Below are 17,549 nucleotides of genomic sequence, written 5' to 3' on the forward strand. Positions count from 1 at the left end.
TAAAAATATCAAAAGCTCTAGATTATTCCAGAGCTTTTGATATTAATATTTATTTTTTAGTTGATTAATACTTAATAACCATTTTTTTACTATCAATTTTTTGATTACCTACAAAAAGAGTGTAGTTATAAATTCCAGAAGCCAAACCTTTTGTGCTGATATTTAGTTCTTTTTCTCCAGTTTCATTTAAATCTACAGTTTCAATTGTCTTTCCTAACATGTCGGTAAAGATAATTTTAGCATTATCTGTTGAAGCAGGTAAGAAATATTTAATTATTGAATTATTATTGAATGGATTTGGAATGTTTTGGTAAAGAATTGGTCCAGAATTTCTGTTTGCTCCAAGAACAGGTGGTCCTGCAAGTGTTCCATCACAAGCACAAGCTTCAATAATATCTAAACGAGCTAAGATATCGTTAATTTGTGTTTGTTGGTTTGTGTTTTCAGTTTGAAGTGCACTTAAAATTGGTGATAAATCAACATTTACTGAAGAGCCATTTTCAATAGCTATAGTTAAAGTGTTTCCTGATAAAGTTGCAGATGTAAGGTTTTGCGAATCAGTGTTAACATAAGCCGATAAATCTACAGTTGAAGGATCATTTGTTAAACTTAAAATATTACCAGTTAGAGTTAAATCCTGAGCATCTGTTCCATTTAAAGAAGATAAATCTATAGTATTCGTTCCACCAGAAATGCTTAAAGTAGATCCGGATAAAGCTAACTCTTGAGAATCAGTATTGTCTAAATAACCGCTTAAGTCTACTGTAGTAGCATCATTTGTTAAACTTAAATTATTACCTGTTAATTCTAAATCTTGTTCGTCTGTGTTGTCCAAATAGCTGGTTAAATCGACAGTATTTGTTCCTCCAGAAAGACTTAAAATATTACTTCCATCTACTGCTAATTCTTGGGAATCTGTATTAATTGAGCTAACCCAAGCAGCACCATCCCACACATAAAGTGCTTTGTCATCTGTATCATAAACCATTAACCCTTCGTCAGTAGTTGTTAAACTTCCTTCTAAAGTAGTTCTTAGTGCATTAGTTAATCGGTTAATTTGAAGTCCTTTGTTGGTATCTGCTAATTCTAAAGAAGCATTAGGGTTTGGAGTGTCTGTACCAATACCTACACTTAAAGGATTAGTAACTCCACCAAGAACCATAGTGTTATCATTAACTGCTGTAGCAGCATTACCAATGGCAACAGCGTTATTCCCTTGTACATTTGAAGAATGTCCAATTGCGATATTATTAGTTGGAAGTAACGTTCCAGGATCAGTAGAAGTAGCTCCATAACCTAAAACAATCGTTCCATTAGCTTGAGCAACTGAGTTTGAGCCTATCGCAATAGCTTGTGTATTGTCGATGTCAACTACATTTCCTATTCCAACACTGTAGGATTGTGAATTGTTTACTTGGTAACCAATTCCTACAGAATAATCTGCATTAGCATTCATATTTGTTTGATATCCCATTCCAATGGCACCAGTACCTCTCAGGTCCATATCATTTCCAATACTAACAGAGTATTGAGCGTTATTATAAATACTATATCCCATCATTATGACATCATTATTACCTACTGTATTTGCAGCTCCAATAAAAGTATTTCTACTTCTAACGGTGTTGTTAAAATCAGAAAAAGCTCCCATACCTACATTGTCTTCTCCTTCTCTGTTTGAAAATCCAGTAGCTCTTCCTACATAAGTATTTCGATTTGCATTAGTAGTACTGTTTGTTCTGTTGTTGTCCCAACCTGCTTCCGCTCCAATAAAAGTATTGTTGTCTGCGTATTCGGTTGCAACTCCTGATGCAGCACCAACAAAGGTATTGTAAATACCAGTGCCCACATCTATTCCAGAGGAATCTCCTAATGCAGTATTATGATGACCAGTATCTATATCACTCATAGATTCGCTTCCTACACCAACATTTCTATACCCTGTCCCATTTGATCCAGCGGAGCCATATCCGCCAGCTTCATTTCCAATAAATACATTTTTGTATCCTGTTACAATTTTACTTCCAGCATCTTCTCCTATAAAAGTGTTTTCATATCCTGTAGTGTTACTAGTTCCTGATTCTTCTCCTATAAAAGTGTTGTCATAACCAGTAGTATTGTTTTCACCTGATTCAGCTCCAAAAAAAGTATTATCGCCTCCAGTTGTATTAAAATATCCAGATTGCCAACCTATAAAAGAGTTGTCGAAGCCAGTAGTGTTTGAATATCCAGCTTGATAGCCGATTGCTAGAAATTCGCTGGTTGTCACACTTCTTCCTGCCTGATATCCTATTAAAGTAGTTCCAGAGCCTGAAGTTAAAAAACTTCCTGTACTGTCGCCATACATAGTGTTAAAGTCACCAGAAGTAATGGATATTCCAGAGCCTGTTCCTTGTACTTCATTTAATGTTTGAGCCTTTGAAAACGCTAAGGTTAACAGCCCAATAATAAACGAAAAGAGTAATTTTTTTTTCATCTTTTATGGTTTTAGTTTTAACAAAAATAGTGAATTCGTAAAGAAAAGGCGATTTAAATATATTAAAATCACTATTTGACGATAAAATGCATTTGTTATTGAAGATTATTCTGCTATATTGCATTAAATTTATCCCGTTTTAAAATGAAAAAAAGTAAAAAGTTCATAGAGGTAATACTATTTGCTCTTGTGTTTTTAGTCTACCTGTTTTCTGCGTCTAAAACTATTACTTTTTGGGATAGTGCAGAGTTTGTAACCAGTAACTATCATTTGCAAGTAACGCACCCTCCTGGCGCATCGTTTTACACACTTCTATGTAATTTTATAATGCTCTTTTTTCCAGCAAGCTGGGTCGCTTTAATTAGTGCTATGTTATCAGCTTTCTTTGGTGCTTTAACAGTTGTTTTTTTGTATCGAATTACCCAATTAATTGCTCTTAGAATAGTTCAAAAAGATAGTTCAAAACAAGTTTTAATTCTTACTCATCTTTGTGGTTTATTAGCAGCTTCAACTTTGGCTTTTTCAAATACTTTTTGGACAGTTGCTACGGAAACAGAAGTGTATACTTTGTCTTCATTCCTTCTATTACTCACTTTCTATTTAATGATTTTGTGGAATGATTGTAATAATGTAGTGCAATCGAGAAGGTTAATGTTTTTTCTGTTGTTCGTACTTGGAATTTCGATTGGAGTGCATTTAATAAATCTTTCAGTTATAATACCATTATCTATTTTGTATGTAAATAAAAAGAAGAATTTAGGCTGGAAACAAATAGTTGTTTCTTTGTTTTTGAGTGTTTTTCTTTTTCTGTTTATTTATAATATAGGTATTCAAGGTTTTTTAAAAATTGCTTCTTTTGTAGATGTGAAATTGGTTAATAATTATAATTTACCAGTAAATTCTGGATTGTTTATATTGATTGTTTTGTTTCTATTTATGGTTTTTTATGGATTGAATAGGGCAAAAAAGAAGAAAAACATAAGAATATATAACATAATTTTAGGGACACTTTTTTTTGCTATTGGCACGAGTACTTATATTATTCCAATTCTTAGGAAAGATGTAGTTACTCCATTTTCTAATTCAATTGAGACAAGTAATCAATTGTTGAATTATTTGAAAGCAAAACAGTTTGGAGTAGATAATACACCTCTTGTTAAAGGGACAATTTTCAATGCTCCGTTAGACAAGGATTTGCCTTTCCTCAATGATGAAGAAATATTAACTTATAACCAAGAGAGTCAAAAATATGAGGTTGTTGATGATGGTAAGTATAGTAAAATAAACTATGCTAATGAATACGATATGTTTTTCCCAAGAATGTATAGTCAGAAACCATTAAGTGCAGTTGGTTATTCTAATTGGGTTGCTATTAAAGGTGAGAAAATTAGTTATCCTGTTCAAGGGAAAATGACAGATTTGTTAAAACCTACTTTTAGTGAAAATTTGCAGTTCTTTAAAAATTATCAAGTAGAATGGATGTACTTGAGGTATCTATATTGGAATTTCATTGGGAAGCAAAATGAGAATAAAGGAACAGGAGAAATTTTTAATGGAAACTGGATTAGTGGATTCAACTTTATTGATAAGAGTAGAATTGGAGACGAAACAGTTATCCCGAGTCGCTATAAGAACGATAAAAGTAATGATGCTTATTATTTTTTACCGTTTATGTTGGGATTGATAGGATTATGGTCGTTAAGAAAAAATAAAGCCTACTTAATTACTACTGTAGTTTTCTTCCTAACTTTTGGAATAGGAATAACAATTTATCTTAATCCATTGCCAGAAAGTGTTTTAGTTAGAGAAAGAGATTATATCTTTCTTGGTTCCTTTCTCATCTTTTCAATGTGGGTAGGCTTTTCAATCTTAACATTAAATGAATGGTTAACAAAAATTAAATCCCAGCAAATCAGAGTTACAATAATAAGTCTTTTTGTGTTGTTGGCATCCCCTTTGCAATTATTGGCTAAAAACTGGAATAATCATCAAAGAAGTAACGATACTTTTGCATACGAATTAGCTGAAAAATATTTAGACTCTTGTCCTAAAGGTGCAATATTAATTACAAACGGAGATAACTTTACTTTTCCGTTATGGTATCTACAAGAAGTTGAAAGCTATAGAGATGACATTCGTGTGATTAATTATGATCAATTAAATATTGAAAACTACATAGATAAGCTAAAATGTAAAAGTTTAAACTCAGAACCATTGAAGGTTAGTTTTCTAAGAGAAAATTATATTGAGGGTACTCCTAAATTATTTCCACTTAAGAAAGAAACTGAAAAACCAGTAGATTTATCTCAATTATTTCAGTTTTTAAACAATGAAAAAACTAAGATTAATTGGAACGGTAAGCAACAACATTATATTCCTGGAGATTTATTTTCAATTAATGTTGATACAATAAAAAAGGTCTTTTCTAATTTTAATATTAAAGAATTAAAAGCAAACTATAATTCGAAAATTCTATTCAAATATTCAAAGAATTTTTATCAGTTAAAAGATATTATGTTGTTCAATATAATTCAAGAAAATATTAATGAAAAACCAATTTGTTTTGCAATAAATGGAGCTACAGATCATTATGTAGGTTTTCAAAATAATTTAATACACAGAGGGTTTGTAGAGCAATTAATCCCTATTGTAAGAGATAGTAAGGTGTTAAATCCGAAAATTGTAGCTTTAAATCTGTGTGATGAAATTTTGATGAAAGGAGTCAGTTTTGAAGAATTAAAAACAAAAACAAATTTTATTAAATCAGAAAATATAGAGTATACACAAATTATATTAAGAAAGAACTACTATTTTCTTGCTCAGGCATTAATCGAGGAAGGAAAGAATAAGGAAGCAAAACAGGTTTTAGATAAGTGTATGACAATGTTTCCAAATTACACAATACCATTCAAACAATATTCCTTTGCATTAGGGAAACTCTATTATAGAATTGGAGAGAAACAAAAAGGGAATGAGGTTTGTTTGTTGAGTATGAAGAATATTTGGGAAGAATTACAATGGATAACGTCATTTAATCCAGAAGTTAATCAAATTATAAATGTAAAGAAAGCTGTAAAAATAAAAGACATTTACTTGCAAATGATTAATCAACTGAATCATTACAATCAGGAAGAAGCTAAAAAGAAAATGATTGAAGCAGATAGTTTTGTAAAGCGATTTTCAATTTGGGAAATAAAAAATAGTCCATACTAAACATAAACTTCATCATAAGTTAATACACAAAAACAGGTAATTGTACCTGTTTTTTTAGTTCTTTATTTGGGTAATTTTGAAAGAAACAAAACAAATAAAACATGGGAACAGATAAAACAATTCAAAGTGTTGCAATTTATCCAGCTGTCGGAATTGCAAGAATAGGGAATTCATCAGAATATTATTTTGCATCCGATTTGCCAAATGCGATTGAAAAACCAGATGGTGGTTTTAAGGATAATGAAGGGAAAGTAAAAAAACAAGTAGCTCGATTCAGGATTTATGGTTTCAATGCTGAAGGTGAAGTTGTAAGAGAAATTACGGCTGCTGAAGCGAAAATTGGTTGGAGAGTGCATGTTGCAAATGTAAAGTCAGCTTGGTATGAATTTAATAACGCATTAGATCTTGAAGGATATGCAATTCCATCAACTTTTAGAAATGGAAATGTAAAAGGAGACGATAGAGAACAACTAGTAATTAATCCTGGAATAAAAAAAATAGAGGGCAGAAGCGAGAAAGGAAAACCTGAATATGAATTAACTGGCGGGAAATTTTACGGAAAAAATGTCCCTCTGGGTAAGATAGAAACAGATGAAGAAGGAAGATTGCTTTTCTTTGGAGGAGATGGAGATTCTGCTTCTTATGATAATAAACCAGCAACGACTTTTGCAAATAATGTGGGATGGCATGATGATACTTCTGATGGGGTTATTAGAGCCTCGGTAGTTATTGATGGTAAAATTTTTGAAGCAGAACCAGCTATGGTTGCTGTAACGCCACCAAATTTTGGACCAGGACTTTTTGGAGTTGTTACAATGTATGATGTAGTTTTAAATTTATTTATAGAAGAATTTAATTACCCAGATCCTACAATAATTAATGGAGTAAATTTTTGGGAACACATTTATCCAGTTTTAGAACGAATGACGAACACACAGTGGGTTAATCAAGGGTTTTTCATGCTTTTTGGGAAAAATTCGCCTTCAGATTTTACAAATCCAGAATTGTTGAATAAACTATCAGATCCTTCAGAAGAGGCAAAATCAGAAAGAGAAAGGATATTTAATTGGTTAAGAGACCCAAATAGTACTATTGCTGAACCGAAGAAAATTCCACCTTTTTATGGAGATGGTTTCGGAGATTACACAAATATTGCTTTAGACGATTTGCCAATTACCAAAACTCAATATAAATGGTTTGAAAAATGGGCAAAAGGAGATTTTAATAACAATAAAATTGAAGAAATTACTTCATTCAACGAATTAACGGCAGACCAACAAATCAAAGCATTAAATAGTGCTCCATTTGAAGAATGTCTAGGTGGTCCATTTCATCCAGGAATAGAGCTAACATGGCCAATGCGTAATGCAAAAATGTGGAAAGAACCTTTTAGGTTGAATGTGTTACCAGAAAATGAAATGCCTAATTTAGATTATGGTAGCCTATTAAGTCCTGCGATTGCTTTAGCAGATGACGGACCTTTATCAGCAAGCGGACCTGGTTCTTTAACAAGATGGTTGGGTGTGCCTTGGCAAACAGATGAAGCAAGTTGTTTGTCGGGTTATGATACAACAACCTATTTGCCATTGCCTTCATTTTGGGCTGCGAGAGTTCCGAATCAAATACTAAGTGAAGATAGTTATACCAGAATGAGTGATAAAAAAATGAATATTGGTCAACGATTGAAACATTTTGATTATCGTCAAGATTGGTTAAGAGAGTTTGGAACACAATATCTTCCAAAAATTAATAAAATGATTAGCGAATGGCATGATTTAGGAATTATTGCAGAAACTGAACATGTGAATCAAGATACAGAATTCTTGCCAGATAGAGTTTGGAAAGAAACAAGAATGGCATATACTTCTATAGATCCAACAATGGAGCAAGTAAGATATGCAGAAAGAGTAGAACAAGAACGATTATTGAAATCAGCACATTCAGATTCAAATAGACGAACTAAGAAGCGTCCATTCTATGGTAGAAATGAGCGATAATATATTCTTCAATATAATTATAATTGGTGGTGGTCCTGCAGGAATAGCTGCAGGACTCACTATTACATCACGATGTTTATCTTGTGTAATTGTTGAAGCGAATCAAATTAGCGATCAAAAATTAGGTGAATGTCTTCCTCCGAATTCTCTTCCTTTGTTTAAAAAAATGGGATTAGAATCATTACTTCAAGATGAGCAACATCATCCTTATTATGGAAATAAATCAGTTTGGGGAAATGATAAAATTGAAGAGAAGCTATTTCTTTTTGATAAGTTTAGTCAAGGGATTTTATTAAATAGAAATTATTTTGAAAAACAACTAAGAGAGGTTTCAAAATTAAATCATCTACAATGGCTTGAAGGATATACTTTTTATTCTGTTGAAAAAGAAAATGATGTAACAAAAGTAGTATTGAAATCTAAAACCAATACTAAAACACTTTATTGTAATTATATAATAGATGCAACAGGAAGAAAGGCTTCTGTTTGTAGAAAATTGGGTGTTAATAAGAATACAATAGACGAATTGACTTCATTAAACTTTAAATACAAGATTAAGAAACCTGTTCCTTTTTTTGTTTTTACAGAAAGCTTAGAAAATGGATGGGTTTATGTTTCACCTTCAGAAAAAGATTTTCTAACTGTAATGATTTTTACAGATTTAGACCTAATTCCTTCTAAAAAAGAGGAAAAGGAGTTTATAGAGAGACATATCAATAATTCAGTTCTAATTCAAGAAATACTAAAAAAAAACGACATCGAACCTGAGATTTTAGATTTAAAAACACGTGTAGCAAATACAACTTGTTTGAATGTGCCTTTTGGAGAAAATTGGATTGCTATTGGAGATGCTGCCTATTCGTTCGACCCATTGTCATCTTATGGAATTACTTCTGCTTTAGCGGCTGGTTATTATGGAGGTCATGCGGTTTCTGATGCAATTTCTGGAAAAACAGAAGCCTTAGAAACGTACCATTTTATAATGGATAATGCATTTCTAAATTATAAAATTCAATTGAAAGAACAGTATGCTACAGAGAAGAGATGGAAAGAGAAAACCTTTTGGAAAAGAAGATTAAACTATAATTAAAGCGATGAATATTAACTTTTTTTACAGAAAAGTAGTAAGGTTTATTGATAATATCGTTTTAATTTAGTAGGAAACTCATATAACAGAACAACAAATAAACAACATGCGAAAAAATGAAAGTCATTACAAAGTTATTGTAGTTGGAGAGGGAGCTATGGGATTAATTTCCGCATATCAATTAAATAATAGAGAAGTTAAAACGTTAGTGTTAGAGCAATTCACATTTAAAAATCAATTAGGAAGTTTAGCTGGTGTTTCTCGTCAATTTAGAATTCCTTATCTAGATGCTGATATACTTTTCAGTGGATTGAAAAACATTTGAAAGGACTAGACTCAAAACCATATTACACGTCAACTTGTTTGGTAGCGTTGAGCGATATTTCAAATAAAGAATTAATAATAGATTTCGCTCCTAATTATGTGCCAAACTATAAAAAATTGTGATTTATGCTACAGGTTGGGCAGCAAAATTCACTCCTTTTTTAGGTAAAATTTTATCAGATTTAGCTTTAGACGGAGAAACACATTTTTGATATTACCCCTTTTAAATTAGGAGGAGATTACTTTAAAGCAATATAAACAAAATAGTTAAAAAATAGTTTAGTATGAAGAATCATAAAAATATTCCATTAAATAACGGAATGTCTCGCGACATGAAAATTGAAGTTGCAATTGTAGGAGCAGGAACATCAGGATTATATACTGCCTTTCGCTTAACTCAAGAAAAAAAACATGAAGCTAAAGATTTGCAAATTTTTGATATGAACTCAAGAATTGGTGGAAGATTAGAGTCTGTGAAAATACCTGGTATGGATTTTTGGGGAGAGCTTGGAGGAATGAGATATCTTACTTCACAAGAGATTGTGACTACCTTAATTGAAGGATATCCATTATCGGAGTCCGATTTAGAAAAAAGAACAGCAGTTTTAGATTACCCAATGACTCCAATTCCATTTCCAATGGGTGATCCAGCAGATTTATTGATGTATCTTAGAAAAGAAAGATTCAAGCAAGATGCTTGGGAAGTGGCACAGCAAAAGGGACAAAAATTCCAAACGCGCTTCTATTTAAATCAAGATGATTGTGGATTTAGTGGAGATCAGTTGTTTAATAAAATAATCTATGATGTCTTAATGTCAGACCCTTGGTTTGTTCAAAAGTATGGAGATAAGGTTTTTAAATATACTACTTATCGATATGAATTTCAATTGACAAGTAGAGATTGGGATGATATTAAGCCGAATTTAGAATACCGTTTTGTTGGTTCTCCTTATAATAATAGAAAGGTTAATGATATCGGTTTTTGGAACTTAATTAAAGATCAAGTATCTCAAGAAGGATACGTTTTTCTTGCCAATGCAGGAGGATATTATTCAAATACAATCAATTGGAATTCTGCAGAAGCTTTTCCTTATATGGTTGGAGATTTTTCAAGTAGTCCAACATATAAAACAATTGAAGAAGGTTATGATAGTATAGCTTATGCTTTAGCAAATCAATATTTAATGAATGAAGGGGCTTGTATTTGGTCTGAAAACAAATTGCTTACATTTAATAGAGAACATGTAAATAGTACTACTCATAAATATGAATTAGTGTTTTTAAATCTTCAATCCAATGAAGAATGGAAAGTGTATGCAAACACATTAATATTAGGTATGCCTAGACAATCTCTGGAATTGTTAGATCAGAATAATTTCTTTTTTGATACTAATATAAGAGAAGAGTTAAATGAGAATATACGTTCCGTAATAAAAGAACCAGCATTTAAGATACTTATGGGGTTTGAATATCCTTGGTGGAAAAAAGCACTAGATATAGATTCTGGTCATTCAATTACCGATTTACCAATGCGTCAATGTTATTATTTTGGTACAGATGAAAATAATGATCATTCAATGTTGTTAGGTAGTTATGGTGATATGGAGACAGAAACATTTTGGAAAGCATTATCAGATGATAAAGTTTTGTTTGAAGTAAGACCTACGAAATCGGCATCGCTTTTAGAATTAGAAGAATTGAATGATGTTCAAGCTACTCAAATGATGGTGAATGAATTGATGAATCAATTGAGAGAGCTTCATGGACCCGATGTTGTTATTCCAGATCCATATGTTACATGGTTTAAAGATTGGACAGATGCGCCTTTTGGAGCAGGTTATCATGCATGGAAGGCAGGTTTTTCTGTAAAACATGTAATGCCATATATGAGAAAGCCTTTAGAAGAGGAAGCGATTCATATTATTGGAGAAGCTTATTCGGATCAGCAAGGTTGGGTGGAAGGAGCTTTTTGTGAAGCAGAAAAGATGCTTCAAGAATACTTCGAGATGAATCGCCCAGAATGGTTAAGTCCAGATTATTATTTGGGTTGGTAAAAAAACTCACAAAAGAAAGAGGCTGTTATTTCTAACAGCCTCTTTTTATATTCTTGTCCCGTCCTGAAATAAGTTGACATAAAATCGACTTATTATGAATAAATCAGAAAACAGGCCAGCAAAGCGTAGTCAACGCGATTATAATCTGGGCTTTAAATTAGCTGTTATTTCTCAAGTAGAAAAAGGCGAACTTACCTATAAGCAAGCTCAAAAGAAGTATGGAATTCAAGGTAGAAGTACAGTTTTGGTTTGGTTAAGAAAATTTGGTAATTTAGATTGGAGTAACCTCAAGCTTTTGTTTATGGTCAAATCTAAAGAAACTCCAGCCCAAAGCATTAAAAGATTAGAGAAAGAATTAGCTGATGAGAAGCTTAAAAACACAGTGCTAAACACCATGATTGATATCTCAGATAGTCAATACGGTACTCAAATTAGAAAAAAGTTTTCACCCAAACCATCCGACGCATCCAACAAGAAGAAGGCATAAGTATGTCCAGAACTTGTAGATTGTTTGGGGTAAGCCGACAAGCTATTTATCAGCAGGAAGCACGTTGTTTAGAACGAGAGAAAGAATTATTAATAGTAAAGCAACTCGTTGAAAAACAAAGAAGAATTATGCCTCGATTAGGCACAAGAAAACTTTATTTTTTACTAGAACAATCTTTTGTTGAAAATAGAATTAAAATCGGGAGAGATGCATTTTTTGCTTATTTGAAAAGAGAAAAAATGCTAGTTAAACCAATGAAAAATTACACAAAAACCACCTTTTCTAAACACTGGTTACGTAAGTACCCCAATTTATTTAAAGATATCGATATCAACAGAATAGAACAGGTTTTTGTTAGTGACATAACTTATATAAAATCTAATAAAAGAACTCATTATCTATCATTAGTTACAGATGTTTTTAGCAGAAAAATAGTTGGTTATCATTTGAGTGATGACATGAGTGCAGAAAGTGTGGTTAAGGCCTTAAGAATGGCAGTAAAAAACAGAAAAACAAACCTTCAATTAATACATCACTCAGACAGAGGTTTACAATATTGTTCTAAAATTTATCAAAATGAATTAACCAAAAATAATATTATTGCTTCTATGACCGATGGCTATGATTGTTATCAAAATGCTCTAGCGGAAAGAATAAATGGTATTCTAAAACAAGAATTCCTCATATACAAATGTAAATCAGGTGATGAACTTAACCTTTTAGTTAGAGAGTCTGTGGAATGCTATAATAGTAAAAGACCTCATTTGAGTTTAAATATGAAAACACCTAACTTTGTATATGAAAAAACCAGTGAAGTTAACTTCACTGGTTTTAATTAATTTATTGTAAAACTCGTCAACTTATTTTAGGACGACTCATCTTTAATAATTGATTAATTCAATTTTTCAAAAATTCCTTTTTTATTTTTAGTGTAAACAACACTTTTGAAATCGATTTTTTCAACATCGTTTAACACATTCAACGCTTCATCTAGATAAATATCTTTTTGAAGATCTTCATGCCAACGATCTCTTTTTTCTTTTAGAAGTGAATCTTTTTTGAAAAGTTCGAGTTCAGATGGAAGAGAATTAAAAACTAATTTATTGTTATATTCAGAAAGTGATTTGAATTTTCTTAGTTTGTTGTCAATAATTTCCATTTTAATTTCAAATTTTTCTAAACTTAACTCAAAACTATTGTCATCTTTTCTTTCATATATCCATTTCGCATTCTCTTCAATTAACTTGAAGTTATCATTTCTTTTGATTCTTTCGTTACTATTTGAAATAACAGTTTCAAAACCTGAAAAAATTGGTTTGTATGGAGCAGCATCAATTTTGTCCCATGGTAAAGCATTTTCTTCATCTCTTTCTCCCATATCTAAATAGGCAAAACGATCTGGAAATACAATGTCACTTAAAACACCTTCTCTTTGAGTTGAACCACCATTAATTCTATAGAATTTTTGAGTAGTCGTTTTTAAAGCTCCTAAATCACCGTATGAATTGCTTCTTACAAATTGATTTAAGTCTACAAGGTTTTGAACAGTTCCTTTTCCATATGTATGTTTACTTCCAACAACAAGACCTCTTTTGTAATCTTGAATTGCTGCAGCAAAAATTTCAGAAGCAGAAGCAGAGAAGTTATCAACCATTACAACAAGTGGACCTGTCCATTGAACACCAGGATCTTTATCTGAAAGAATGTCTTTTTTACTTCCAGAAGATTTAACTTGAACTACTGGGCCTTGCTCAATAAATAAACCTGTCATGTTAACAACAGTTTCTAATGAACCTCCACCGTTACCTCTTAGGTCAATAATAATACCTTCAATTTTCTCTTTCTTTAGTTTTTCAATCTCAACAGCAACATCTTTGTATGCGTCTCTTTTGTCTTTGTTGTCAAAACTGATGTAAAATTTCGGTAAGTAAATAACTCCGAATTTTTTTCCTTCTTTATCAACAACTGCAGATTTTGCAAATGTTTCTTCTGTTTCAACTTCATCACGAATAATAGAAATAACAGTGATAGAACCATCAACTTTTTTAACAGTTAAACGAACCTCAGTACCTTTTGAGCCTTTAATTTTTTTAACAACATCATCTAGTCTCATTCCTGCAATATCAACAGGATCTCCTTTTCCTTGTGCTACTTTCAGTATCACATCTCCAGACTCTAATTCTTTACCTCTCCAAGCAGGCCCACCAGAAATTAATTCAGAAATTTCAACAGCATCATTTTTCTTTTGTAAACGAGCACCAATTCCTTCGAATTTTCCACTCATGCTTATATCAAACTTATCTTTTTCTTCTGGAGAAAAGTAAAAAGTATGTGGGTCAAATTGTTCAACAATAGAATTGATGAAAATGGAATACCAGTCGTTACTATCAAGCTCTTTCTCGATAAAGTCAAAATAATCATTTAGTGATTTAAGAGAACTTTCGCGAGCTTCTTTTTCAATTTCAGCAAAACTTTTTTCTTTATAAGAACTATCGTTTTTCTTTTTGTCTTTTTCTAATTTTTGTTTGTCGATAATAGTAGAAAGTGCAGACAATTTTAGCTGTCTTCTCCATCTATTTTTTAAATCCTTGTCGTTTTTTGCGTAAGGTTGATTTTCATAATCTGTACTTATTGATTCATCTATAGAAAAATCAAAAGGTTTAGCTAGTACAGCTTTATAAATCGATTTAGATTCGTTCACTCTTTTTATTAATCGAGTGTTAGTTAAGTAAAAGAAAGATAAGTCTTTATTTTTGATCATATCATCAATTACATGCTTGTATTGATCAAATTCTTTAATATCTGAATCTAAAAAAAATCTTTTTGTAGGATCTATCCCGTTAAGATATTTGTTATAAACCCTTTTAGAGAAGTTATCATTAATCTCAACAGGACTATAATGCCCCTTCTCTAAAACATAAGTCAGTAACTCTAAAAGTAATTTATCTTTCTCTGGGTCTTCGGTTTTGGTAGTAGGAACAAAGCTCCATAGAACTGCAGATAAGGCAGTTACTAGCAAAATAACCTTATAATTTCTTCTCATAAAATCAACAATTTGGGTCATTAATAATTTTTTAACTAAGGTACATAAAATATCATGCCAATATGTTGCAATGTACAATATTTTTTTCAAAAAAACCAATTTTTTTATTTGTACTCTCTTGATTTTCGGTTCCATTTAAATTATTTAAATTAGCAAAAAAATAATTCATGAAGAAACCACTCATTCTGGTAACAAATGACGATAGTATTGTGGCTCCAGGAATTCGCTTTTTAATTAGCGTAATGAAAGAGATAGGAGATGTGATAGTTGTAGCTCCAGATAGTCCGCAAAGTGCTATGGGACATGCGATAACAATCAATAATACGCTTCACATTGATAAGGTAAATTTAGACAAAGATATAGAACATGAATACAGTTGTTCGGGTACACCTGTAGACTGTGTAAAAATGGCAGTTCACGAAATTTTAAAGCGTAAGCCAGATTTATGTGTTTCGGGAATTAATCATGGTTCAAATTCCTCTATAAATGTTATTTATTCAGGGACAATGAGTGCAGCTGTGGAAGCAGGAATAGAAGGCATTCCTGCTATTGGTTTTTCACATTTAGATTATGGATGGGGAACCGATTTTGAACCGACAAAAGAATATATTAAAAAGATAACTTTGGAAGTTTTAGAACATGGTTTGCCTGAAGGAGTTGTCTTGAATGTGAACTTTCCAAAAACAGAAGAAGAACCAATAAAAGGCATTCAGGTTTGTCGTCAAGCGAAAGCAGCTTGGGTTGAGAAATTTGATAAAAGAACCAACCCTCAAGGTAAAGAATATTACTGGTTAACAGGGGAATTCGTGAATTTAGATAAGGGTGAAGATACAGACGAATGGGCATTGAAAAATGGTTATGTTTCAGTGGTTCCTGTTCAATTCGATTTAACGGCATATCATGCAATACAAACACTTAATTCTTGGAATTTAAAATGAAAAAAACAGACATATTAATAGGGTTTCTAATTGGTCTATTTGGCGCTTTTTTAGGAACATATCTTTCCTTATCATTTTTTACAGAGCAAGGTTTTGTAGAAGGATTTAGATTGATGAAACAAGGTGGAAATATTGGTAAAGTGATAACATTAGGAGCAATTCCTAATTTGATTATTTTCTTCTTTCTTTTGAAAAAAAACAAAGATTTGATGGCACGTGGGATTGTCTTGTCTATGTTCATTTTAACAATAATAACATTAATTTTATAAGATGAAAAAATCGATCCTAGTTTTATTTTTTTGTACATTATTTAGCTTTGCACAAGAAACAACAGTGACTGATTCTGTTGCAGAGAAAAATGTGATAACAAAGATTATTTTGCTTCGTCATGCAGAAAAAGAAAAAGATGGAAGTAAAGATCCTAAATTGTCTAAACAAGGAATGTTGAGAGCAGAGAAGCTGAATTTTATGTTGTCTGACTTTTCAATTGATAAATTATTTTCTACAGCTTATATTAGAACTCAAAAAACATTGGGAGCTATTTCACAATCTAGAAATATCACAATATCGAATTATGAAGCTAGAGATAAGAATTTTGCTGAACAATTAGTGAGAAATGAAATGGGTAAAACTATCATTGTTGCAGGTCATTCAAATACAATTCCAGCATTGGTTAATGTATTAATAAAAGAGGATAAATATAAAGATTTGTCTGAAGAAGAGTACGGTAAGTTATGGATTTTGACATTTTCTAATGAAGAATTGATAGATTGTAGTTTATTTAACTTTTAGATTTTATCCATATGAAATATTATATAATAGCAGGTGAAGCATCAGGAGATTTGCATGGTGCAAATTTGATGAAAGCGATCCTTAAAAAAGATTCAAATGCGGATATTCGATTTTGGGGTGGTGATTTAATGCAAAATGCGGGAGGTGTTTTGGTTAAACATTATCGAGATTTAGCATTTATGGGATTTTTAGAAGTAGTGATGAATTTAAAAACCATTTTAAATAACATCAAAATTTGTAAAGATGATATTGAAAAGTTTCAACCAGATTTAATTATTTTTATTGATTATCCTGGTTTTAATATGAGAATTGCAACTTGGGCAAAAGAAAGAAAAATACCGACACATTATTATATATCACCACAAATTTGGGCTTGGAAAGAAAGTAGAATTAAGGCTATTAAACGAGATGTGGATTATATGTATGTAATTCTTCCATTCGAAAAAGATTTCTATGAAAAGAAACATAATTTCCCTGTTGAATTTGTAGGTCATCCATTAATTGATGCAATTAAAGATCGAAAAAGCATTGATGAATCTGTTTTTAGAAAACAGCATCAATTAGATAAAAAACCAATAATTGCACTTTTGCCTGGTAGTAGAAAACAAGAAATTACAAAAATGCTTTCTGGTATGTTATCAGTTGTAAAAGATTTTCCAGATTATCAATTTGTAATTGCAGGAGCTCCAAGTCAAGACTATTCTTTTTATGAGCCTTTTCTGAAGAAAAAAAATGTACATTTTATATCGAATAAAACCTATGATTTATTGAGTGTTTCTCATGCAGCATTAGTTACTTCAGGAACAGCTACATTAGAAACAGCTTTGTTTAAAGTGCCAGAAGTGGTTTGTTATAAAGGAAGTTGGGTTTCCTATCAAATAGCAAAGCGCATTATCACATTAAAATATATTTCTTTGGTTAATTTAATTATGGATGAAGAAGTTGTTACAGAACTGATTCAAGATAAATTTAATACGAAGAATATAAAAAGCGAACTTCATAAGATATTAAAAGGAGAAGATCGTGAGGAAATGATTAATTATTATGATGAATTGGAACAAAAATTAGGAGGAAATGGAGCTAGTGAAAAAACAGCGAAATTAATTGTATCGTCATTAGAAAAATAATCTTTACTTTC

The 17,549-nt window shown here is 31.5% G+C and carries 12 protein-coding genes; 10 read left to right on the forward strand and 2 right to left on the reverse strand.

Going from position 1 to position 17,549, the window contains the following annotated elements:
• Positions 1 to 64: 64 nt before the first annotated feature.
• A complete protein-coding gene (locus tag L2Z92_RS08300) occupies positions 65 to 2,476 on the reverse strand; it encodes a T9SS type A sorting domain-containing protein (RefSeq protein WP_236458360.1) in 2,412 nt (803 codons plus the stop codon).
• A gap of 144 nt (positions 2,477 to 2,620) precedes the next feature.
• Between L2Z92_RS08300 and L2Z92_RS08305 the strand changes: the two genes are divergently transcribed.
• The 6 genes from L2Z92_RS08305 to L2Z92_RS08330 all read left to right on the forward strand — a co-directional run bounded on the left by L2Z92_RS08305 (position 2,621) and on the right by L2Z92_RS08330 (position 12,477).
• Positions 2,621 to 5,689, forward strand: coding sequence for a glycosyltransferase family 117 protein (locus tag L2Z92_RS08305; protein WP_236458361.1), 3,069 nt, complete (start codon positions 2,621 to 2,623; stop codon positions 5,687 to 5,689).
• 101 nt (positions 5,690 to 5,790) lie between these two features.
• A complete protein-coding gene (locus L2Z92_RS08310; protein ID WP_236458362.1) occupies positions 5,791 to 7,686 on the forward strand; it encodes a LodA/GoxA family CTQ-dependent oxidase in 1,896 nt (631 codons plus the stop codon).
• Positions 7,676 to 8,776 (forward strand): FAD-dependent monooxygenase, encoded by a 1,101-nt coding sequence (locus L2Z92_RS08315; protein ID WP_236458363.1) that lies wholly within the window; start codon positions 7,676 to 7,678, stop codon positions 8,774 to 8,776. Before L2Z92_RS08310 ends, L2Z92_RS08315 begins: the two co-directional genes overlap by 11 nt.
• 103 nt (positions 8,777 to 8,879) lie before the next feature.
• Positions 8,880 to 9,098: a hypothetical protein gene (locus tag L2Z92_RS08320; RefSeq protein WP_236458364.1), complete on the forward strand. Its 219-nt coding sequence runs from the start codon at positions 8,880 to 8,882 to the stop codon at positions 9,096 to 9,098.
• A 283-nt stretch (positions 9,099 to 9,381) separates the two neighbouring features.
• The gene (locus L2Z92_RS08325) at positions 9,382 to 11,151 is read left to right on the forward strand and encodes a flavin monoamine oxidase family protein (RefSeq protein WP_236458365.1); all 1,770 of its coding nucleotides are present in this window, start codon (positions 9,382 to 9,384) and stop codon (positions 11,149 to 11,151) included.
• Positions 11,152 to 11,245: 94 nt separating this feature from the next.
• Positions 11,246 to 12,477 (forward strand): IS3 family transposase gene (locus tag L2Z92_RS08330; protein ID WP_236458366.1). Its coding sequence is split into 2 segments (ribosomal slippage): positions 11,246 to 11,606 and positions 11,606 to 12,477, totalling 1,233 coding nucleotides; the frame shifts between segments, so codons are not numbered across the junction.
• 53 nt (positions 12,478 to 12,530) lie between these two features.
• Here L2Z92_RS08330 and L2Z92_RS08335 read toward each other — a convergent pair.
• On the reverse strand, positions 12,531 to 14,702 hold the full coding sequence (locus tag L2Z92_RS08335; RefSeq protein ID WP_236458834.1) for a carboxy terminal-processing peptidase: 2,172 nt from the start codon (positions 14,700 to 14,702) through the stop codon (positions 12,531 to 12,533).
• 146 nt (positions 14,703 to 14,848) lie between these two features.
• On the opposite strand from L2Z92_RS08335, the gene surE reads away from it, so the two are divergent.
• Genes surE through lpxB form a run of 4 tightly spaced genes read left to right on the forward strand, consistent with a single transcriptional unit; the run spans position 14,849 to position 17,538 of the window.
• Entirely contained in the window at positions 14,849 to 15,619 is a 771-nt protein-coding gene (surE, locus tag L2Z92_RS08340; protein ID WP_236458367.1) for a 5'/3'-nucleotidase SurE, read from the forward strand.
• Positions 15,616 to 15,888 (forward strand): hypothetical protein, encoded by a 273-nt coding sequence (locus tag L2Z92_RS08345; RefSeq protein ID WP_236458368.1) that lies wholly within the window; start codon positions 15,616 to 15,618, stop codon positions 15,886 to 15,888. The genes surE and L2Z92_RS08345 overlap by 4 nt, the downstream gene beginning before the upstream one ends.
• Before the next feature lies 1 nt (position 15,889).
• Positions 15,890 to 16,411: a phosphoglycerate mutase family protein gene (locus L2Z92_RS08350; protein WP_236458369.1), complete on the forward strand. Its 522-nt coding sequence runs from the start codon at positions 15,890 to 15,892 to the stop codon at positions 16,409 to 16,411.
• Between the two features lie 11 nt (positions 16,412 to 16,422).
• Positions 16,423 to 17,538 (forward strand): lipid-A-disaccharide synthase, encoded by a 1,116-nt coding sequence (gene lpxB, locus L2Z92_RS08355; RefSeq protein WP_236458370.1) that lies wholly within the window; start codon positions 16,423 to 16,425, stop codon positions 17,536 to 17,538.
• Positions 17,539 to 17,549 lie beyond the last annotated feature (11 nt).

Source organism: Flavobacterium jumunjinense (assembly GCF_021650975.2).
Taxonomy (GTDB): Bacteria; Bacteroidota; Bacteroidia; order Flavobacteriales; family Flavobacteriaceae; genus Flavobacterium; species Flavobacterium jumunjinense.